At 59.0% G+C, this 21640-nt stretch carries 17 protein-coding genes; 10 read left to right on the top strand and 7 right to left on the bottom strand.

Annotated features, from left to right (window positions below; translation table 11 throughout):
* Window positions 1–26: 26 nt before the first annotated feature.
* Window positions 27–512, top strand: a complete 486-nt coding sequence (locus tag I6L35_RS02410; protein ID WP_216979448.1) for a GNAT family N-acetyltransferase — start codon at window positions 27–29, stop codon at window positions 510–512.
* 122 nt (window positions 513–634) lie between these two features.
* On the opposite strand, the gene eno is transcribed toward I6L35_RS02410, so the two are convergent.
* From eno to rlmD, 5 genes are all read right to left on the bottom strand, one after another.
* Window positions 635–1936: a phosphopyruvate hydratase gene (gene eno / locus I6L35_RS02415; RefSeq protein WP_005335583.1), complete on the bottom strand. Its 1302-nt coding sequence runs from the start codon at window positions 1934–1936 to the stop codon at window positions 635–637.
* 89 nt (window positions 1937–2025) lie between these two features.
* Entirely contained in the window at window positions 2026–3663 is a 1638-nt protein-coding gene (gene pyrG, locus I6L35_RS02420) for a glutamine hydrolyzing CTP synthase (RefSeq protein ID WP_005343329.1), read from the bottom strand.
* A 141-nt stretch (window positions 3664–3804) separates the two neighbouring features.
* Window positions 3805–4602 carry a nucleoside triphosphate pyrophosphohydrolase gene (gene mazG / locus I6L35_RS02425; protein WP_201995629.1) on the bottom strand — a complete coding sequence of 266 codons (798 nt, stop codon included), beginning with the start codon at window positions 4600–4602 and terminating at the stop codon, window positions 3805–3807.
* Between the two features lie 178 nt (window positions 4603–4780).
* Window positions 4781–6994: a GTP diphosphokinase gene (relA, locus tag I6L35_RS02430; protein WP_005335588.1), complete on the bottom strand. Its 2214-nt coding sequence runs from the start codon at window positions 6992–6994 to the stop codon at window positions 4781–4783.
* Window positions 6995–7302: 308 nt separating this feature from the next.
* Entirely contained in the window at window positions 7303–8625 is a 1323-nt protein-coding gene (gene rlmD, locus I6L35_RS02435) for a 23S rRNA (uracil(1939)-C(5))-methyltransferase RlmD (protein WP_216979449.1), read from the bottom strand.
* Between the two features lie 153 nt (window positions 8626–8778).
* On the opposite strand from rlmD, the gene barA reads away from it, so the two are divergent.
* From barA to galE, 7 genes are all read left to right on the top strand, one after another.
* The gene (gene barA / locus I6L35_RS02440) at window positions 8779–11496 is read left to right on the top strand and encodes a two-component sensor histidine kinase BarA (RefSeq protein WP_216979450.1); all 2718 of its coding nucleotides are present in this window, start codon (window positions 8779–8781) and stop codon (window positions 11494–11496) included.
* 88 nt (window positions 11497–11584) lie between these two features.
* Window positions 11585–12064 (top strand): DUF1456 family protein, encoded by a 480-nt coding sequence (locus tag I6L35_RS02445; RefSeq protein WP_129503325.1) that lies wholly within the window; start codon window positions 11585–11587, stop codon window positions 12062–12064.
* Window positions 12065–12098: 34 nt separating this feature from the next.
* Entirely contained in the window at window positions 12099–12986 is an 888-nt protein-coding gene (locus I6L35_RS02450) for an N-acetylmuramoyl-L-alanine amidase (RefSeq protein WP_216979451.1), read from the top strand.
* A 155-nt stretch (window positions 12987–13141) separates the two neighbouring features.
* The gene (locus I6L35_RS02455; protein ID WP_005362843.1) at window positions 13142–13609 is read left to right on the top strand and encodes a Dps family protein; all 468 of its coding nucleotides are present in this window, start codon (window positions 13142–13144) and stop codon (window positions 13607–13609) included.
* A 288-nt stretch (window positions 13610–13897) separates the two neighbouring features.
* On the top strand, window positions 13898–15547 hold the full coding sequence (gene hcp / locus I6L35_RS02460; RefSeq protein ID WP_216980230.1) for a hydroxylamine reductase: 1650 nt from the start codon (window positions 13898–13900) through the stop codon (window positions 15545–15547).
* 111 nt (window positions 15548–15658) lie between these two features.
* The gene (locus tag I6L35_RS02465; protein WP_216979452.1) at window positions 15659–16648 is read left to right on the top strand and encodes a hybrid-cluster NAD(P)-dependent oxidoreductase; all 990 of its coding nucleotides are present in this window, start codon (window positions 15659–15661) and stop codon (window positions 16646–16648) included.
* A gap of 116 nt (window positions 16649–16764) precedes the next feature.
* Window positions 16765–17778 (top strand): UDP-glucose 4-epimerase GalE, encoded by a 1014-nt coding sequence (gene galE / locus I6L35_RS02470; RefSeq protein WP_005343309.1) that lies wholly within the window; start codon window positions 16765–16767, stop codon window positions 17776–17778.
* Window positions 17779–17847: 69 nt separating this feature from the next.
* Here galE and I6L35_RS02475 read toward each other — a convergent pair whose 3' ends face one another.
* Window positions 17848–18549 (bottom strand): phosphatase PAP2 family protein, encoded by a 702-nt coding sequence (locus I6L35_RS02475; protein WP_005343308.1) that lies wholly within the window; start codon window positions 18547–18549, stop codon window positions 17848–17850.
* Between the two features lie 258 nt (window positions 18550–18807).
* Between I6L35_RS02475 and mpl the strand changes: the two genes are divergently transcribed.
* Window positions 18808–20178 carry a UDP-N-acetylmuramate:L-alanyl-gamma-D-glutamyl-meso-diaminopimelate ligase gene (mpl, locus tag I6L35_RS02480; protein WP_019445347.1) on the top strand — a complete coding sequence of 457 codons (1371 nt, stop codon included), beginning with the start codon at window positions 18808–18810 and terminating at the stop codon, window positions 20176–20178.
* On the top strand, window positions 20175–20786 hold the full coding sequence (locus I6L35_RS02485; protein WP_216979453.1) for a flavin prenyltransferase UbiX: 612 nt from the start codon (window positions 20175–20177) through the stop codon (window positions 20784–20786). The genes mpl and I6L35_RS02485 overlap by 4 nt, the downstream gene beginning before the upstream one ends.
* Window positions 20787–20854: 68 nt before the next feature.
* Here the strand turns inward: I6L35_RS02485 and I6L35_RS02490 are convergent, their stop codons facing one another.
* The gene (locus tag I6L35_RS02490; protein ID WP_216979454.1) at window positions 20855–21469 is read right to left on the bottom strand and encodes a TetR/AcrR family transcriptional regulator; all 615 of its coding nucleotides are present in this window, start codon (window positions 21467–21469) and stop codon (window positions 20855–20857) included.
* Window positions 21470–21640 lie beyond the last annotated feature (171 nt).

Here is a 21640-nt window from a genome sequence, read left to right on the forward strand (position 1 = left end):
GGCTAACACCCGCGCCAAGGAGATTTATGAAGCCCGACTTAACCGGCACACGGATTGCGCTGCGCACCATTGGCCCGCACGATACAGCCGATCTGTTCGAGATTTATGGCAATCCATTGACCATGGAGTTTGCCTCTGATCCCTGCTTTACCTCACCCGCCATGGTGGCGCAGATGATGGCGAGCGTGGTGCGGCTGGAGCAAACGGGGGAGTCGCTGGAGTGGGCGATTGTCGAGCGGGAGGAGAACAAGGTGATCGGCACCTGCGGCCTGCACAATTTCAGCGAGGCGGGCCACAGCTGCGAGGTGGGCTGCCTGCTCAATGCGGCCTATTGGCGCAGAGGGTTTATGTCGGAGGCGCTGGGATTGCTGTTCGCCCACGCCAGCACGTTGGGAGTCACCCGCCTCACCGCAGATATCGATGCAGATAACGTCCGCTCTATCGCCCTGTTTGAAAAGCTGGGCTTCAAGGCGCATGCAGGGCGCTATCAGCGCATGCTCCCCTTTGTCTGACCCGACACCAGAGCCACAGCCCCTCACCTCTCAGGCTGTTGTGGCAAGGATCAGGCATAAAAAAACCGGAACCCAAGGGTTCCGGTTTTTTTCATTCCAGCCGAGGCTGGCAAACCAGCAAATTAAGCCTGGTTTTTAACTTCTTTCAGACCGCGGAAAGGAGCTTTGGCACCCAGAGCTTCTTCGATACGGATCAGCTGGTTGTACTTGGCAACACGGTCAGAACGGCTCATGGAACCGGTCTTGATCTGGCCAGCAGCGGTACCAACAGCCAGGTCGGCGATGGTAGCGTCTTCGGTCTCACCGGAGCGGTGGGAGATGACGGCAGTGTAGCCAGCGTCTTTGGCCATCTTGATGGCAGCCAGAGTTTCGGTCAGGGAACCGATCTGGTTGAACTTGATCAGGATGGAGTTGGCGATGCCGTTGTCGATACCGCGCTTCAGGATCTTGGTGTTGGTTACGAACAGGTCGTCACCCACGATCTGGATTTTCTTGCCCAGTTCAGCAGTCTGGTAGGCGAAACCTTCCCAGTCAGATTCGTCCAGGCCATCTTCGATGGAGACGATCGGGAACTTGGTGGTCAGGTCAGCCAGGAAGTCGGAGAAACCGTTGGAGGTGAAGACACGACCTTCGCCTTTCAGGTTGTACTCTTTCTTCTCTGCGTCGTAGAACTCGGAAGCAGCGCAGTCCATAGCCAGGGTGATGTCGGTGCCCAGTTTGTAACCGGCAGCGGCAACGGCTTCAGCGATAACTTCCAGCGCTTCGGCGTTGGATTTCAGGTTCGGAGCGAAACCACCTTCGTCACCAACTGCAGTGTTGTAGCCCTTGGACTTCAGCACTTTGGCCAGGTTGTGGAACACTTCTGCGCCCATGCGAACGGCTTCTTTCAGGGTCTTGGCGCCAACCGGCTGGATCATGAACTCCTGGATGTCGACGTTGTTGTCGGCGTGCTCACCACCGTTGATGATGTTCATCATCGGCAGCGGCATGGAGTAAACACCCGGGGTGCCGTTCAGCTCGGCGATGTGGGCGTACAGCGGCATGCCTTTGGCAGCAGCGGCAGCTTTGGCGTTAGCCAGGGAAACAGCCAGGATGGCGTTGGCGCCGAACTTGGATTTGTTCTCGGTACCGTCGAGGTCGATCATGATCTGGTCGACAGTGGCCTGGTCCTTGGCATCTTTACCCAGCAGAGCTTGAGCGATCGGGCCGTTTACGGCTTCGATGGCTTTCAGCACGCCTTTACCCAGGAAACGGCTCTTGTCGCCGTCACGCAGTTCCAGCGCTTCGCGGGAACCGGTGGACGCGCCAGACGGAGCGGCTGCCATACCAACAAAACCACCTTCCAGGTGAACTTCGGCCTCAACGGTCGGGTTACCACGGGAGTCGATGATTTCACGACCGATCACTTTAACGATCTTGGACATGTGTATTTCCTCAGGTTTCGTAAAAAAACAACAAAAATATGCCAAAAAAAGCGGCTGTGGCACAGTGCCCCAACCGCATTTATTTTCAATTACTTCAAATTACGCTTCTGATACTCGCCTGCCGCCTTCACAAAACCGGCGAACAGAGCGTGGCCATCACGAGGAGTTGAGGTGAACTCCGGGTGGAACTGCGCAGCCACGAACCAGGGGTGATCCGGGATCTCGATGATTTCCACCAACTTCTTGTCGGCGGAGAGACCGGTCACTTTCAGACCTGCCGCTTCAATCTGCGGCAGCAGCTTGTTGTTTACTTCGTAACGGTGACGGTGACGCTCGTAAATGGTCGGGCTGCCGTACATCTGACGCACCTTGGAATCTTCGACCAGGTGGCAGAGCTGGGAACCCAGACGCATGGTACCGCCCAGATCGGACTTCTCGGTACGGGTCTCGATATTGCCCTCTTCATCAACCCACTCGGTGATGAGGCCGACGACCGGGTACGCGCAATCTTTCTTGAATTCGGAGGAGTGAGCCCCTTCCATGCCCGCCACGTTGCGAGCGAATTCGATCATGGCAACCTGCATGCCGAGGCAGATACCCAGGTAGGGGATCTTGTTCTCGCGGGCATACTGGGCAGCCAGAATTTTGCCTTCCACACCGCGCTCACCAAAGCCACCCGGCACCAGGATTGCGTCCAGACCTTCCAGCAGCTCGGCGCCACGGGTCTCGATATCCTGAGAGTCGATGTACTTGATGTTGACGGAGTGACGGGTCTTGAGACCACCGTGCTTGAGCGCCTCGTTGACGGACTTGTAGGCGTCCGGCAGGGAGACATACTTGCCGACCATACCGATGGTCACTTCACCAGTCGGGTTGGCCTCTTCGTAAATAACCTGTTCCCACTCGGACAAGTCAGCCTCTTTGCACTCCAGACCGAAACGCTCGGTGAAGTAGGAGTCCAGGTTCTGGGATTTCAGCAGTGCCGGGATCTTGTAGATGGAGTCGACGTCTTTCATGGAGATGACGGCGCGCTCGGGCACGTTGCAGAACAGGGCGATCTTGGCGCGCTCGTTGGCCGGAATGGCACGGTCAGAGCGGCAGATCAGCACATCCGGCTGGATACCGATGGAGAGCAGCTCTTTGACGGAGTGCTGGGTCGGCTTGGTCTTCACTTCACCGGCAGCAGCCAGGTAAGGAACCAGCGTCAGGTGCATGAACATGGCGTTGTTGCGGCCCACTTCGGCGGCCAGCTGACGAATGGCTTCGAGGAACGGCAGGGACTCGATGTCACCTACGGTACCGCCCACTTCGACGATGGCAACCTGATGGCCTTCGGCACCGGCAATCACCCGCTCCTTGATGGCGTTGGTGATGTGCGGGATAACCTGAATGGTGGCGCCCAGATAGTCACCACGACGCTCTTTACGCAGTACGTCGGCGTAGATACGTCCGGTGGTAAAGTTGTTGCGACGGGTCATCTTGGTGCGGATGAAACGCTCGTAGTGGCCCAAATCCAGATCGGTTTCGGCCCCGTCCTCGGTTACGAACACTTCACCATGCTGGGTCGGGCTCATGGTGCCCGGATCCACGTTGATGTACGGGTCCAGTTTCATGATGGTCACATCCAGACCACGGGCTTCCAGAATGGCTGCCAGAGAAGCTGCGGCAATGCCTTTGCCGAGGGATGAAACAACGCCACCAGTAACAAAAATATATTTGGTCGTCATGCTGAACCTGAAAGAAGTTTAGGGAATTTTAAGGGGTGCTTCGGGGATGAAGCAGGACGGGGAAACAGTATACCAAAAACCCCTCTCCCAAACAATGAGCAAAAATCTATCAGGCTCCTTGCCGCCCCATCTTGCGCCAAATCAACTTTGCTCGGTTTCCTTCGCCTTGTCCCAGGCGGCATCGAGCTTTTCGAGGGTGCAATCGGTCATTTTCAAGCCTTCTGCGGCGATTATCTGCTCAACCTGACGAAAACGACGTTCGAACTTGGCGTTGGCGCCTCGCAGCACCTGCTCCGGATCCTTGCCCAGATGACGCACCAGATTGACGGTAGCGAACAAGAGATCGCCGAGCTCGTCGCTCACCCGCGCCTCGTCCACATCGGCCATCAATGCCTCTTCCATCACCTCGTCGATCTCTTCGTGGATCTTGTCCACCACAGGCCCCAGGGTCTTCCAGTCAAAACCGACGGTGGCGCAGCGTTTCTGAATTTTGGCGGCGCGGGTCAGGGCAGGCAGCGAGAGCGGGATATCATCCAGCACGCTCTCTTTGTCGAGGGCCGCTCGCTCTTTGGCTTTTTCTGCCTCCCAGTTCGCTTTTACCGCCTGCTCGTTGGAGAGATCTGCATCGGAAAAAACGTGGGGGTGACGGCGAATGAGCTTTTCGCTCACCGTATCGACGATATCGGCGAAGTCGAACAAGCCCCGCTCTTTACCCAGCTGGGCGTAGAACACCACCTGAAACAGCAAATCCCCCAGCTCCCCTTTTAGCCCCTGCCAATCCTCGGTCTCGATGGCATCGGCCACTTCGTAGGCCTCTTCCAGGGTGTGCGGCACTATGGTCTGGAAGTCTTGTTTCAGATCCCATGGGCAGCCGTTTTGCGGGTCACGCAGACGAGCCATGATGTCGAGCAGTTGGGGCAGATCGTAACGTTGGGACATGGGCTACTCACTTTCGATTCGTTAAATGGGGATGAAGCGACATCAGACCGCGCAGTCGAGCAATCTCATGTCGAACAGTTGGGAGAGGTCATAACGTTGGGACATGGGATATTCGCTTTCGATTCGTTCAAAAAGGGTCGTAAATGCAGACCGGCCACTGGGGCCGGTCGGTTCGATATCAAAGCCGCTTGGCGCTGATCACGTCGTTAAGCTGACTGAGCTTGGCCAACGCCCGGTTGAAGGCGTTGATGTTGTAAATCTCCAGCTCCATGTCGATCTCGGCGGTCTGCTCGCGCACGTTGGAGCGTGAGCGCACCCCCATCACATTGATCTTCTCGTTGGCCAGTACTGTGGTGATATCGCGCAGCAGGCCGGAGCGATCGTTGGAGATGATCCGGATGGTGAGGCCATAGCCGCCGGAGTAATTCTCCCCCCACACCGCATCGATCAGCCGCTCGGGGTTGCGCCGTGACAACTCTTTCAACTGCTCGCAATCTTCCCGGTGGATGGACACCCCGCGCCCCATGGTGATGAAGCCCTGAATGGAGTCCCCCGGAATGGGCTGGCAGCAGCGGGCAATATGGGTCATCAGGTTGCCGACCCCTTCCACCACGATGTGGTCTTTGGGCTTGTGGCGCATCGGCGCATTGGCCTTCTGCTCCAGCTTCTCCAGCAGGCGGCGATCTTCCTCTTCCGCCGTCGGCTTGTTGTAGCAGGTGTCGAGATAGTTGAGCACCTGGTTGATGCGGATATCGCCGCTGCCGATACCGGCCAGCAGATCGTCGGTGCTCTCCAGATTGAAGCGGCGCAGCATGTTGCCCTTGTCGATCTTGGACATGCTGAGGTTATGGCGATCCAGCTCCTTCTCGAACAGCTCGCGACCGGCCACGATATTCTTGTCCCGATCCAGTTTTCTGAACCAGGTCGCCACCTTGGCCCGCGCCCGGCTGGAGCGCAGGAAGCCGGCGTTGGGGTTCATCCAGTCGCGGCTCGGGTTCGGCTCTTTCTGGGTGATCACCTCCACCTGATCGCCGGTCTGCAGCGCGTAGGTGAACGGCACGATGCGGCCGTCAATCTTGGCGCCGATGCAACGGTGGCCGATCATGCTGTGGACGTGATAGGCAAAATCGAGCGGGGTGGCGCCCGCCGGCAAGTCGATGACATCCCCTTTCGGGGTGAAGACGTAGACCCTGTCCTCGAACACCTGACTGCGCAGATCTTCCAGCAGGGAGCCGCTCTCGGAGAGATCCTCCTGCCAGGCGAGCAGCTTGCGCAACCACTCGATCTTGTCTTCGAAGGTGTTGGCCTTGCCGCCAGCCTGTGCCCCTTCCTTGTAGCGCCAGTGCGCCGCGACGCCGAGCTCGGCATCCTGATGCATCTGGTCGGTACGGATCTGGATCTCGACCGTCTTGCCCTCAGGCCCCACCACTACGGTGTGAATTGACTGGTAGCCGTTGGGTTTAGGGTTGGCGACATAGTCGTCAAACTCGCGGGGAATGTGGTGGAACTGGGTATGGACGATACCGAGCGCCGCATAGCAATCCTGCAGCCGCTTGGTCACTACCCGCACCGCGCGCACGTCGAACAACTCGTTGAATTCGAGGTGCTTCTTCTGCATCTTGCGCCAGATGCTGTAGATGTGTTTCGGGCGGCCGTACACCTCGGCGTCAACTCCCGCCTCTTTCAGCCCATTACGCAGGGATTGCACAAACTCGCGGATATAGCGCTCGCGGTCGAGCCGCTTCTCGTCGAGCTGCTTGGCGATCTGCTTGTAGGTATCCGGGTGCAGGTAACGGAAGGCGAGATCTTCCAGCTCCCACTTGAGCTGGCCGATGCCCAGACGGTTGGCGAGCGGCGCATAGATATTGGTGATCTCCTGAGCCATCAGCACCCGGGTCTCTTCATCTGCCGTCTTCGCTTCCCGCAGGCAGGCGATCCGCTCCGCCAGCTTGATCACCACGGCGCGCACATCCTCGACCATGGCAAGCAACATGCGACGCACGTTGTCGACCTGCTCCGGCGAGGTTTCGCTGCGATGGAGGGTTTGCAGGGAGCGGATGGCTTCCATCTCCAGCACCCCTTCCACCAGCTTGGCGATCTTGGAGCCGAAATCCTCGTCCATCCGCTCCTGGCTGATGAGACCGGCTTCGACGAAGGGGTAGATGATGGCCGCTTTGAGGGTGCCGATATCCATGCTGAGCATCTGCAGAATGCCCACCATTTCGATGCCGCGCACCAGCAGCTTGCTGGTCAGCGCCTCGTCACCGAGCGTCAGACAATACTGGTAGACGGTTCGCAGCTGATCCTTTTCACTGTCACTCAAGGAGAGCGAGCTGACCCACTCTTCCAGGGTGAAGTTGTCTTTCAAATGAATATCGCGAACCGCAACCATGGTATCAATCCTTTAAATTATCGGGCCGAAAGCTGTCACTTTCCCCCCTCATGAGATTGCCTCAAATGGGGATATCCAGCGCACTTTTCAAGGCATATTGTCCAGAAAGACAATAGAGTGCACCCACAGGCCCTGCCGAACGACGAGGGTCTAGATTACCCCAATCACATCAGCTCAAACAGCCGCAGACATGCCAGATTACACATCCGCATCGCCGTACCGAAGCAGGATTACTTCATATACACACCTGCTCAAACAGCCGCAGACATGCCGGATTGCACATCCGCATCGCCGTACTGATGAGTCATTTACTCCCGTTCAAACAGCGCCATGGACTCCAGATGACCGGTGTGAGGGAACATGTCGAGCATGCCGAGGCGCACCAGACGGTAACCCCCTTTCACCAGCACCTGGCTGTCCCGCGCCAGGGTGACCGGGTTACAGGAGACGTAGACCACCCGCTTGGGTGAAAGTTTCACGACGTGTCCCATCACTTCCAGCGCGCCGGGGCGAGCCGGATCCAGCAGTACCAGATCAAACCCTTCCCGCGCCCAGGACATGCCGACGATGTCATCGCTCAGGTCGGCTTTGTAGAAACGGGCATTGGTGATGCCGTTGCGACGGGCGTTCTCTTCGGCCCGCTGCACCATGGCCAGTTCACCTTCCACACCCACCACTTCGCGAGCCTGACGGGCCAGCGGCAGGGTGAAGTTGCCGATACCGCAGAAGAGATCGAGCACCTTGTCATCCTTGCTCGCCCCGAGCCATGTCAGCGCCTGCTCAACCATGCTCTGGTTGATGGGGCCGTTGACCTGAATGAAATCACCGGGAGCAAATGCAAGAGACAGGCCATCCAGCGAGTAGGATGGGGAAAAATGTTGCTGCAGCGCTTCGATGCGATCATCGGCCGCCTGCAGATAGAGGTCGATCCCCTGCGCTTTTGCAAACTCCACCAGCAGGGCACGATCCGCCTCATTGGGGCGGCCGGTGTGACGCAGCAGCATCATGATCCCCTGCTCGGCCTGGATTAGCTCCGCATGGCCCAGCTCGCGCTGGCTCTTGAGGCGATTGAGGCATTCACGCAGCGGGGCAATCAGCGCAGAGAGCGGTTCGGCCAGCACAGGGCAACTGTCGATCTCCACCAGATCGTTGCTGTTGCGGCGGCGGAAACCGACCCGGGTGCAGCGACCGTTCTTGTCAAATTTGATGGCCAGACGACAGACCCGGCGGTAGGCACGATCTTCACCGGTCAGTACCGGCTCCAGCGCCGGCGCCTTGATGTTGCCCAACCGCTCGAACAGGCTGACCAGTCCGGCCGCCTTGGCGGCTTGCTGATCGGCAACCGACATGTGCTGGGCACTGCAACCGCCGCACTCGCGATAGTGGCTGCAAAAGGGGGCGATACGATTGGCCGCCGGGGTCACCACCTGTTGCAAGGCGGCGTGACCATACTGTTTTTTCTCTTCGGTGATGCGTGCCTTGACGGTCTCGCCGGGCAGCGCCCCTTCGACGAAGATCGCCTTGCCCTGATGGCGACCGATACCGACGCAGTGGTGATCGAGGGTGTCTATCGTAAATTCAATGCGTTGGAGCTGGGGGGACTTCTTTTGGGGCTTGAAAAACTGGGCCATAAAACTTGGTGCCTATAGGTGGCTATGTCATGATTGTGGAATCTGCTGCCGGGTATTGTCCCACAAGAATAATAGTATGACCAAATACGGCCACAGAGCCCGTGTATTGCCATCAACCCTATCGCCAACCCTGTTCACTGGTGGCCTGTTCGTATGACCAAATATGGCCTGAGAGCACGCGTTCTCGCCTTCACCATCCTGCCGACCTTGATCATCGGTGGCCTGATGGCCGGTTACTTCACCTTCCACCGCTACCAGCAGCTGGAAAACAACCTCATTGATCAGGGGATCAACATCATCGAACCGCTGGCGATCGCCAGTGAATACGGGATGACCCAGCACAGTCGCGAATCCCTCAAGCGTCTGATTGGCCTGACCCACCGCAAGAACTCCCCCTTCATCAAATCCATCGCGGTTTTCACCCAGGACAACCAGCTGTTCGTCACCTCGAACTACCACCGGGATTTCACCCGGCTCAGGCTGCCCGATGGCGAGCCCATTCCGGATCTGACCAGCGTGACGTTTCAGGGGGACGACATCATTTTGCGCACCCCGATCCAGGCTGAAACCAGCCTCGATGGCTTCCCGCTGCCCAGCGATGTAGAGCCGCCGATGATCGGCTACATCTCGATGCAGATGGCGACCGACAGGGCCATGTTGCTGCAATACCGCGACACCTTCTTTGCGGTGATCATGGTGCTCATCGGGGTCGCCTTCAGTACCCTGTTTGGCTTCCGGCTGGTCAAGAGCGTGACCCAGCCCATCACCAACATGGTGCAGGCGGTGCACAAGATCAGGGAGGGGCGGCTCGATACCCGGGTCAGCGGCCAGCTCACCGGCGAGCTGGATATGCTGAAAAACGGCATCAATGCCATGGCCAAGGCGCTCTCCGAATATCACGAAGAGATGCAGCAGAATATCGATCAGGCCACCTCTGACCTGCGCGAAACCCTGGAGCAGATCGAGATCCAGAACGTCGAGCTCGACATGGCCAAGAAGCGGGCGCAGGAGGCGGCGCGGGTCAAGTCGGAGTTTCTGGCCAACATGTCCCACGAGCTTCGTACACCGCTCAACGGGGTCATCGGTTTTACCCGCCAGCTGCTGAAAACCAGCCTGACCCCGAGCCAGACCGACTACATGCAGACCATCGAGAAGTCGGCGCGCAACCTGCTTGGCATCATCAACGACATCCTCGACTTCTCTAAGCTGGAAGCGGGCAAGCTGCAGCTGGAACATATCCCGTTCAGCCTGCGCGACACCCTCAACGAGACCATGCACCTGCTCGGCCCCAGCGCCCACGACAAACAACTGGAGCTCTCCCTGCGGGTGGATGCCGATGTACCGGACTACCTCACCGGCGACCCCATGCGTCTGCAACAGGTGCTGACCAACCTCACCGGCAACGCCATCAAGTTCACCGAACAGGGCAACGTAGATGTCCATATCGAGCAGACCGGCAGTGGCAACCACAAGGTGAGGCTCAACGTCCAGATCCGCGATACCGGCATCGGCATCTCCCAGGAGCAGCAACATCAGCTGTTCCAGGCCTTCAATCAGGCCGACTCCTCCATCTCCCGCCGTTATGGCGGCACAGGCCTAGGCCTCGTTATCACCCAGAAGCTGGTGCAGCAGATGGGCGGCCAGATCCGCTTTGAATCGGAGCTCGGCAAGGGCTCCATCTTCTCCTTCAGTCTGGATGTGGAGGTCTCCCCCCTGCCCCAGACCGATCAACTGCCGCTGGATCGGATCCGTGGCAAACGGCTCTGGCTGCTGGAGCCGGATCCCTTCGCGCAAGCCTCCCTGCTCGCCCTGCTGGCGGAGTGGCACCTCGACGTGCACCCACTGACCAGCGATGATCCCTGGCCCGAGATGAGCGAGCAGGAGATGGTGATCATCGGCAGCAGCACCCTGCATACGCCGCAGCAGGTGCTCGGCCGTCTCGACAGACTGAACGGCCAGCAGCAGAACACCATAGTACTGCTCAGCAGCCACGAGCCGGCGCTCTATGAAGCGATGCTGGCCCATGGCGCCCAGCACTGTCTCTCCAAACCGGTCAACCACCGCAAGCTGCTGCACGCCCTGCTCTCGCCGGAATCGAGCCGCCAGAAGCTGCCTGCGCAACCTGCGCCGCGCCAGTTGCAGCCCATCAAGGTGCTGGCGGTGGATGACAACGCCGCCAACCTCAAGCTGATCGCCGCCATGCTCAAGGATATGGTGAGTCAGGTGGTGGTGTGCAAAAACGGCAAGGAGGCGGTCAAACAGGCCCAGAGCCAGCCGTTCGACATCATCTTCATGGATATCCAGATGCCGATCATGGATGGCATCAGCGCCACCCAGGCGATCCGCAACCAATCCCTCAACACCACCACCCCGATCGTGGCGGTGACCGCCCACGCCATCCCCGGCGAACGGGAGCGGCTGATCCGGCAGGGGATGGACGACTATCTGGCCAAGCCCATCGACGAGAGCATGCTGGCCCAGCTCATCACCGACTTTGCCCATCGTCGCCACCAGAATGATGGTGCCCAGCAGATCGACTGGGCACTGGCTGTGCGGCAGGCGGCGGGGAAAGAGGATCTCGCCAGAGAGATGCTGACCATGCTGCTGGCCAGTTTTGACGAGGTCGAGCCGGTGCTGGATAGCGCGCTGGCTGGCGAAATTGAAGATAGCGAGGTGCTGGCCCAGCTCCATCGCCTCAACGGCGGCTGTGCCTATTCCGGGGTACCGGGACTGCAACGGCTGCTCTCCCAGCTGGAGCAACAGCTGCGTGACGGCGTGCCGGTGAGCGAGCTGGAACCCGAGCTGCTGGAGCTGCAAGATGCGCTGGAACTGGTGCGCCAGGAGGCGCCCCGCTATCTCGGCAAGGCTTGATGAGCTTGACCTGAACTGTAGCGGCCCCGCTTTTTCTGACGCGAGGGCCGCCAGATGGTAAAGTTGCGCCGTTTACACAGGAGTCAGCATGACCAACAACGATATTCTGCGCCGTCTGCGCTACGCCCTCACCATCAGCAACGACCAGATGGTCGAGATGTTTGCCAAGGGCAACCTGACGGTCACTCACGCCCAGCTGCACAGCTGGTTGATGAAAGAGGCAGCGGAAGGTGAAGAGCAAGAGGCAGGCTATGTCGCCTGTCCCGACTCGGCCCTGAGCCAGTTCCTCGACGGTTTCATCATCGCCCGCCGCGGCGTGCGGGAAGATGCACCGGCCCAGGTGATCCCGAACCGGATCAACAACAATATGATCCTGCGCAAGCTGCGCATCGGTCTCAACTTCAAGGAAGAGGATATGCTCGGCACCCTCAAGCTCGCCGACTTCAACCTCTCCAAGTCCGAGCTCAGTGCCCTGTTCCGCTCCAAGAATCACAAGCACTATCAGGATTGCGGGGATCAGATCCTGCGCAACTTCCTGATCGGCCTCACGGCCAAATACCGCGGCTAACCAGCCGCGCGACTGACCAGACCGGGCCTTCGACATGTGCCAGCGACTCACTCCTCCCACGCTCAGCAGACTGGTTGTGGCAGGGGGATGGCGCTGGCGCTGTCTTCTTCCCCTCTTTTTTCTGCCACTGGTTCTGCTGCTGGGTGGTTGTACTCCGTCCGAATATCAGCTCTCGACCCGCTATCAGAGCGCCAATCAGAACGAGCGCATCGCATTTCTTATCCTGCACTACACCGATGAAGATGATGCCAACTCCCTGCGCCTGCTGACCGAGCCGGAGCACAAGGTGAGCGCCCACTACCTGATCCCCCGCGACAGCCACAAAACACCGCTCACCGTCTATCAGCTGGTGCCAGACAGCGCGCGCGCCTGGCATGCGGGACGCAGCCGTTGGCACCAATATGCCGGGCTCAATGCCAGCTCTCTTGGCATCGAGATCGTCAACCTCGGCTATCCAGCAGAAGATGAGCCGCTGGCCCCCGATGCACGGCGCTGGCAACCCTATACCCCGCAGCAGATTGCCGCCGTCGGCGCCCTCAGCCGGGAGCTGGTCACCCGCTACCAGATTCCACCGACCCAGGTGCTGGGCCACAGCGATGTCGCCCCCGAGCGCAAGCAGGATCCCGGCCCCCACTTCCCCTGGCGCCAGCTCTATCTGACGTACGGGGTCGGCGCCTGGCCCGATGAAGGTCGGGTAGCCGAGTTACTGGCCAGCCCCTTGCCCGACTGGGATGCGGCCATGTGGCAGCAGCAGTTGGCCCGCTATGGCTATGGCCTGCCCCAGAGCGGCCAGTGGGATGAGCAGAGCCGCGCCGTCTTGGGCGCCTTTCAGCTCCACTTTCGCGCCAGCAAGGTCGATAGCAAACCGGACCGCGAGTGTCAGGCCATCCTGATGGCGCTGCTGGAAAAATACTTCCCCTAATCCTCATCCATTGCCCCCGTTGCTGCGTACTGTTTGATAGCCGTTAGCTATCAAACAGTTAGGCACAAGCAATTGTCCCTGCATTTTGCAAGGCGTTATTCTGACTGCGTTCCGAAAGAGAATTTAAAACCGATTTCCAAATCTGGAGGTGAATGATGAAAAGCCCGATTGGTCTTGATACTGCTCAATCACAAGCCCTGGCAGCCGAGTTGAACAAATTGCTGGCCAGCTACCAGATCCTCTACATGAACGTACGCGGCTTCCACTGGAATATCCGTGGTAACCAGTTCTTCGAACTGCACCTGAAATTTGAAGAGATTTACAACGACCTGCTGCTGAAAGTCGATGCGCTGGCCGAGCGGATCCTGACCCTGGATGGCGTGCCCATGCACAGCTTCAGCGACTACCTGAAAGTCTCTGCCATCCCAGAGCAAAAAGGGCTGCACGATGGCCGCGCCTGTGTCGAATCCCTGCTGGATAGCTTCCGCGAACTGCTGGTCGCCCAGCGCCGTATTCTGGGTCAAGCAGCCGAAGCTGGTGATGAGGGCACTGCCTCCATCCTCTCCGACTATGTGCAGCAGCAGGAAAAACTGGTCTGGATGCTGCGCGCTTATCTGGCCTGATAGTGAACCAAGCCGACTACAGCGTACGTATACTGGCTTGAGTAAGTACCGAGCCGAAAGCTCCTGACCAGACTACGGCCCAATCCGTCTGATTGTTATGTTCTGTTGCAAACCTGAGTTGTCTCTCCTTTTATCCACCCGCTTGCCGCCCTGTTTGGGCGGCTTTTTTGTTTTTGATCTACATCAATGAAAAATGAATTGGCAAATTGAATGCCTATTAAGTTCTGAGCCGTAGGAATAGAATCGCCACAAAACAGACAACTGAAATGTCCAATTAGGAGAGGCATGATGTTTTGTGTGCAATGTGAACAAACAATTCGTACCCCGGCTGGCAACGGCTGTGCCTACGCACAAGGTATGTGCGGCAAGACGGCTGAAACCTCGGATCTGCAGGATGTGCTCATCTATACCCTGCAGGGGCTCAGCGCCTGGGCGCTGGCCGCCCGTGAGCAAGGCATCATAGATCGCGAGATCGATGCCTTCGTGCCAAAGGCCTTCTTCGCCACCCTCACCAACGTCAACTTCGACTCGAATCGCATCGTGGCCTACGTCAATCAGGCCCTCGCCTATCGCCAGCAGCTGACCGATCGTCTGAGCACCATGGCGGTGCAGGTGAACGACTTGCCACAGTCCGCTTACTTCGAACCCGGTGCCGAACGGCTGGAACAACTTGCCCATGCCGCACCAGCCGCCCCCAATCGGGGCAAGAGCGAGGTGAACGAGGACATCATGGGGCTGCGCCTGCTCTGCCTTTACGGCCTCAAGGGCGCCGCCGCCTATATGGAGCACGCCCGGGTGCTGGATCAGCAGAGTGACGAGGTGGCCGCCGAATTCCACCGCATCATGAGCTGGCTCAGCACAGACCCGAGTGAAATGGGTCGGCTGTTCAGCTGCGCCATGGAGATCGGTCAACTCAACTTCAAAATCATGGAGATGCTGGATCTGGGTGAAACCAGCGCCTTCGGTCATCCGGAGCCGACCCAGGTACGCGTAACCCCCATCCCCGGCAAGTGCATTCTGGTCTCCGGCCACGACATGATGGATCTCAAGCTCATTCTGGAGCAGACCAAAGGGACCGGCATCCATGTCTACACCCACGGCGAGATGCTGCCCGCACTGGCCTATCCCTTCTTCAAGCAGTACCCCCATCTGGTGGGTAACTACGGCTCCGCCTGGCAGAACCAGCAGAAGGAGTTTGCCAACTTCCCGGGCGCCGTAGTGATGACCTCCAACTGCATCATCGACCCGAATGTGGGCAACTACTCGGATCGCATCTTCACCCGCTCCATCGTCGGCTGGCCGGGTGTCACCCATCTGGAGGGGGATGATTTCTCCGCCGTGATTGCCAAGGCACAAGCACTGGAAGGCTTCAAGCACGTTGAGCTCGAGCACTTCATCACCATCGGCTTTGCCCGCAACGCCCTGATGCAGGCCGCACCCGCGGTGATCGAGAAGGTCAAAGCCGGAGAGATCAGCCACTTCTTCCTGGTGGGTGGCTGTGACGGTGACAAGGCCGAGCGCGCCTACTTCACCGAGTTTGCCAAGGCGGCGCCGCGCGACAGCCTGCTGCTCACGCTGGGCTGCGGCAAGTACAAGTTCAACAAGCTCGACTTTGGCGACATCGGCGGCATTCCGCGTCTGCTGGACGTGGGTCAGTGCAACGATGCCTATTCCGCCATCCAGTTGGCGCTGGCACTCTCCGAGGCTTTCGAGTGCGGGGTCAACGATCTGCCGCTGACGCTGGTGCTCTCCTGGTTCGAGCAAAAAGCCATCGTCATTCTGCTCACCCTGCTCTCCCTCGGGGTGAAGGACATTCGTACCGGGCCGACCGCCCCCGCCTTCCTCACCCCGGCGCTGCTCAAGGTGCTGGAGGAGCAATTTGGCCTGAAAGGGACCACCACGGCCGAGGCTGACTTGGCCGAGATCCTGGCGGCCTGATCGGCACCTCATGTTGTAAGCGTTTGGCGAGCCGCCCGGCTCGCCTTTTTTCTGGATCCGGCTTTTTCACCAGACGTTTTTCGAACCGTTTAAAACCTAAGGAGCCTTGTGATGACCTCTCTCACGCTCACCTGCATTGGCCGCCAACAGAACACCCACGACGTCGTGAGCTGGCAGCTGGCGCCGCTTTCCGGCAGCCTCCCTCCCGTACTGGCTGGCCAGTGCATCACCCTGCATACCGAGATTGACGGCCAGACGGAGTGCCGCGCCTATACCCTCTCCTCCAGCCCGCAGGATGAATGCTGGCAAGTGACTATCAAGGATGTGGGACGGGTCTCTCGCCATATGCACCAGACCCTGCAAGTGGGGGGCGAGATCCGGGTGGATGGCCCGTTCGGCGACTTCAACCTGACTGCCTTGCCTTGCGAACGGCCACTGCTGCTCAGTGCCGGTTCCGGCATTACCCCCATGTGGGCCATGTTGCGGGACGAGCTCGCCAAACGGCCGGATGCCGATATCCGCTTTATTCATAGCGCCCGCTCGCCAGCAGATGTGATCTTCGCAGATGACTTGGCTGCACTGGCTGAGACCCATGCCGGTGTACGCCATGCCCTGATTCTGGAAGAGGCACCTGCAGATCACCCCTGGATTGGCCGACTTACCCCCGCCATGCTGGCCGAATTGGCCCCAGATCTGCGCGAACGCCATGTCTATCTCTGCGGCCCGGCCCCCTATATGGCGGCGGTCAGCGCCATGCTGGCTGAGCTGGGATTGCCGCCGGATCAGCTGCATCAGGAGTCCTTTGGCCTTCCCCCCACAGAGCCCGCCACCACCACCAGCGACCACTTCTGGCTGACCCTGAAAAAGAGCGGCAAAAAGGTGAAGATCCTGCCGGGTCAGACCCTGCTGGCTGCGCTGGAAGCTGCTGGTGAAACCATGATGGCTGCTTGTCGCGCCGGAGTATGTGGCAGCTGTCGTTGCACCACCACTGGTGACATCGAGCGCCAGAGCGTGATGACCCTGAGTGCGCAGGATCTGGAGAGCGGCATTGCTCTGGCATGCTCCTGCACTGCGAAAGGGGATATCAGTCTCGATTATTGAGGTGTGGTGAAGGCTTCTGTGAGGTGCGGTGAACGCGTTATCGGTATCCCAACCTTTTCCCAACTAGACAGGGGCGCTAGACTCTGCCCCAGTTTCACCAGAACACGGGATAAAAAATGACAATACTGGTCACAGGGGGTGCCGGCTATATCGGCTCCCACACCCTGGTTGAGCTGCTCGGTGCGGGGCAGCAGGTCGTGGTGCTGGACAACCTCTCCAACTCTTCACCGGAGTCACTCAAGCGGGTCGAACAGATCACCGGCAAGCCGGTCATCTTCGTCGAAGGGGATGTGCTGGACAGAGCCTGTCTGCAGCAGCTGTTTGCCAACCATCAGATCAAATCGGTGATCCACTTCGCCGGTCTCAAGGCGGTCGGGGAGTCGAGCCAGATCCCGCTCACCTACTACCAGAACAACATCACCGGCACTCTGGTGCTGTGCGAAGAGATGGCCAAGGCTGGGGTTTTCCGGCTGGTATTCAGCTCCTCGGCCACCGTCTATGGCGATCCCGCCTCGGTACCGCTGCGGGAAGATTTCCCCACCAGCGCCACCAACCCCTATGGTCGCTCCAAGCTGATGGTGGAGGAGATCCTCCGTGATCTCGCCAAATCCGATCCCCGCTGGGCCATCGTACTGCTGCGTTACTTCAACCCGGTAGGCGCCCACGAGAGCGGCCTGATTGGTGAAGATCCCAACGGCATCCCCAACAACCTGTTGCCCTATATCAGCCAGGTGGGTGTCGGCAAGCTCAAGGAGCTGGGGGTATTTGGCAACGACTACCCGACCCCGGATGGCACCGGTGTGCGCGATTACATCCACGTGGTGGATCTCGCCATCGGTCACCTCAAAGCGCTGGCACGCATCGAGTCTGATACCGGCGTCTTTACCTATAACCTGGGCACAGGTCAGGGGTACTCGGTGCTGGAGATGATCAAGGCATTTGAAGTGGCCAGCGGTCGCACCATTCCCTACCAGATCAAACCCCGTCGCCCGGGCGACATCGCCGAGTGCTGGGCCGAGCCGCACAAGGCCCGTGCCGAGCTGGGTTGGCAGGCAGAGCGCGGTCTGGAGCGGATGATGATCGATACCTGGCGCTGGCAAAGCCAGAATCCGAACGGCTATCAAAGCTGATCTCTAGCGGACTGATAATAAAACGCCCCGATATCTTGATATCGGGGCGTTTTATTTTGTGGCACTCAATCAGTGAGTCTGACTACGTAATAGTGGTAATGGCGCGAGATAGGGAACGATGCGTCCAATCAGCCGATCCGCCAGGGGGGTCAGCAGCAACCAGGGCAGGCAGAGGGTGGCCAGCCCCAGTGCGCCGACGTAGACATCGGTAAACCAGTGAGCGCCCGCCAGAATGCGTGGTGCGGAAAAGAGCGGCACCATCAACAATGCGGTGAGACCCGCCCAACGTGGCAGATAACGTAAGGCGTAACCCGCGAAGATCATCAGGAACAGGGCATGATCCCCCGGGAAACTATCGCCCGAAGAGTCCTTGGTCGGAATACCGCTTAGCTGGGTCACCCGCAGCGCATCGGGCACCATCAGGGTCGGGCTGGGCCGCTCCACCGGCAATCGGTGACCAAGCTGGTTGATCACCAGTGCACTCAGCAGCATGACAATGCCCATCGCCACCAGTTGGCGACGCCCCGCCAAATCCCGGGCAAAGAAACAGCGGGCCAGGATCAACCCCATACAGGTCAGTACTGCCAGATCGAACAGCCGGTTATTAGTGATGGCCACCAGATCGGCCCACAGCGCAGACTGCCCGAGCCAGCCATTGACGGTATGAAAAATCGCGAGGTCCCACTGATCCCAGGGACCATGAGCGGGCAGCGCAGCCCAACTGATGGCCACCAGACCACCGACCAGATAGCAAAGCAGGAACTTGCCCATGGGGACTCTCCGTTTGAAAAGGGCGATATCGTAAAACTGCAGGGTGCGTCACAAAACCGAAGAATTGTAAGAAAGTGCGACACAAAATCAAGCCTCAAATAAAGCCCAACAACCCACTCCAGCCTCGCACACCGCGACAGCGACAATATTTCTGCCTCCAGTGCGTCATCTGTGGGCCTCTCACCATGAGTGCGGCTTGTGCCACCACCGCAACACCCCCTAGAATGCCCACTTCCCTTTACTGCGAAAGGAAGCGGTATGCATATTCACATTCTCGGGATCTGCGGCACCTTTATGGGTGGTCTGGCGGTGTTGGCAAAACAGCTTGGTTATCGGGTGACCGGTTCGGATGCCAACGTCTATCCCCCCATGAGTACCCAGCTCGAGCAACAGGGCATCGAACTGACCGAAGGCTATGACCCCTCCCAACTCGATCCGGCGCCGGATCTGGTGGTGATCGGCAACGCCATGAGCCGCGGCAACCCCTGTGTTGAATATGTGCTGGACCGCAATCTGCCCTACATCTCCGGCCCCCAGTGGCTGCTGGAGCATGTGCTGCAGGATCGCTGGGTACTGGCCGTTGCCGGCACCCACGGCAAGACCACCACCGCCAGCATGCTGGCCTGGGTGCTGGAGTACGCCAAACTGGAGCCCGGTTTCCTTATTGGCGGCGTGCCGGGCAACTTCCCGGTCTCCGCCCGTCTCGGCTCTGCCCCCTTCTTCGTCATCGAAGCGGACGAGTACGACTGCGCCTTCTTCGACAAGCGCTCCAAGTTCGTTCACTACCACCCGCGTACCCTGGTGATGAACAACCTGGAGTTCGACCACGCCGATATCTTCCCGGATCTCGCCGCCATCCAGCGCCAGTTCCACCACCTGATGCGCACAGTGCCGAGCAACGGCCGGGTGCTGTTCCCGCAAACGGATGACAACCTCACCGCCGTACGCAAGATGGGCTGCTGGAGCGAAGTGGAGCTGGTCGGTCAGGACGACGCCAAGTGGAAAGCGGTCAAGCTGGCCGATGACGGCTCCGCTTTCGAGGTGTGGCTGGATGGCGAAAAGCAGGGCGAGGTGCACTGGGAGTGCATCGGCGAGCACAACGTCAACAATGGCCTGATGGCTATCGCGGCTGCCCGCCACGCCGGTGTCATGGTGGAGCACGGTATTGCAGCCCTCTGCCAGTTCAAATCCCCCAAGCGGCGGATGGAGCTCAAGGGCGAGGTAGCTGGCATCAGCGTTTATGACGACTTCGCCCACCACCCCACCGCCATCGAAACCACCCTTGGCGGTCTGCGTGCCAAGGTAGGCAAAGCCCGTATCCTGGCAGTGCTGGAGCCGCGCTCCAACACCATGAAACTGGGGGTACACAAGGAGGAGCTGGCCGGCTGCTTCGATGGTGCTGACGAGGTATTCTTCTTCCAGCCTCCCAACATCGGCTGGGATCTCGGCGAAGTGACTGCCCATATGACCCGACCGGCCAAGGTGTTCAACGATCTGGAGACCCTGATCAACCGGCTGGTGGCCGAGAGCCGTGATGGCGACCATATTCTGATCATGAGCAACGGCGGCTTCGGTGGCATTCATGACAAGCTGATCGCCCGCCTCAAGGATTACCACGGCGAACTATGAACAAAGCGATCACCCTGGCGCTGACCGGCGCCTCCGGCGCCCCCTACGCCCTGCGCCTGCTCCAGTGTCTGGTGCAGGCGGACTATCGGGTCTATCTGCTCGCCTCCTCGGCGGCTCGTGTGGTACTCAAAACCGAGCAGCAGCAGGATTGGCCCGGCTCGCCGAAAGAGCTCTCTGCTTATCTCTGTCGCCAATATGGCGCCATCGATGGGCAGATCGTGGCCTGCGGCAAGGAGGAGTGGTTCTCGCCGGTCGCCTCCGGTTCGGCGGCCCCCAAGCAGATGGTGGTCTGCCCCTGCTCCATGGGCACCGTCTCGGCCATTGCCAACGGCACCTCGGACAACCTGCTGGAACGGGCGGCGGACGTGGTGATCAAGGAGCGTGGCCAGCTGATCCTGGTGCCCCGCGAAACCCCCTTCTCGGCGATCCATCTGGAGAACATGCTGAAACTGGCGCGGCTCGGGGTGACCATCATGCCCGCCGCGCCCGGCTTCTACCATGAGCCAAAGAGCATTGCGGATCTGGTGGACTTTATGGTCGCCCGCATCCTCGATCATCTGGGTGTCGAGCATGAGCTGACCCACCGCTGGGGCTATGGACACGGCTGAGCAGGCCAGACAAAGCGGATAAAAAAAGGCGCCCCTTGATGAGGGGCGCCTTTTTTCGTTAAGCCGTATCAGCAAGCCTGAATAGGTGCCGTCACGTACTTGAACAGGAAATCAGTCACCTCTTCGCGCGCCGGGCGCTGGGGTTGATTGATCATCTGCATCATCACATAGCCAAAACCGGTCAAAGAGCGGGCCAGATCCTGTGCCGACAGCACGCTGGTGATCTCCCCTGCATCCATGGCGGTTTGCAGCTCGCTGGCGATCAGCTCAAGGCACTGATCGAGCAGCCGGGTATAGCGGGGCCATACCTCTTCCCGAACCGAGGAACTCCACTCCAGCCAGATACCTGCGTAATCGGGCTGGTCGTAGGCCGCATCGACAGACAAGCTCACATGGCGCTTGATCTTGTCGAACATTGAACCATTGCCACTGTATGCCTGCGACAACATCTGGTTCACGAAACGTTCGATCTCGGCCAATACCTCATCTACCAACTCCTCGCGGGTGTTGAAATAGTTGAAGACGGTGGCAACAGAGACCTTGGCCTGCTCGGCTATCTCGGCGTGACCTGCACGGCCAATACCGCGACGGGAGAACACCTCGATGGCACATTCCATCAATTGGGAGCGACGAGCTTCCGGCGACAGCCGGGTACGACGTCTTATTTCTGCGCGTGGTTCCATAGTTTTTATCATCTAATAGTTATTGATTATGGTGTTTATAGTATTTTAACTAATCATGCCTGAGTGCCTGCTAACTCTATCAATTAAAATAAGCTGATAAAAGCACCACGTATCTCTAGCACCCTTCGACATGAGTGGTAGAATCATCGGTTTTGATATTCATGAACGGCC

Source organism: Aeromonas sp. FDAARGOS 1405 (genome assembly GCF_019048265.1).
GTDB classification, from domain to species: domain Bacteria; phylum Pseudomonadota; class Gammaproteobacteria; order Enterobacterales; family Aeromonadaceae; genus Aeromonas; species Aeromonas veronii_A.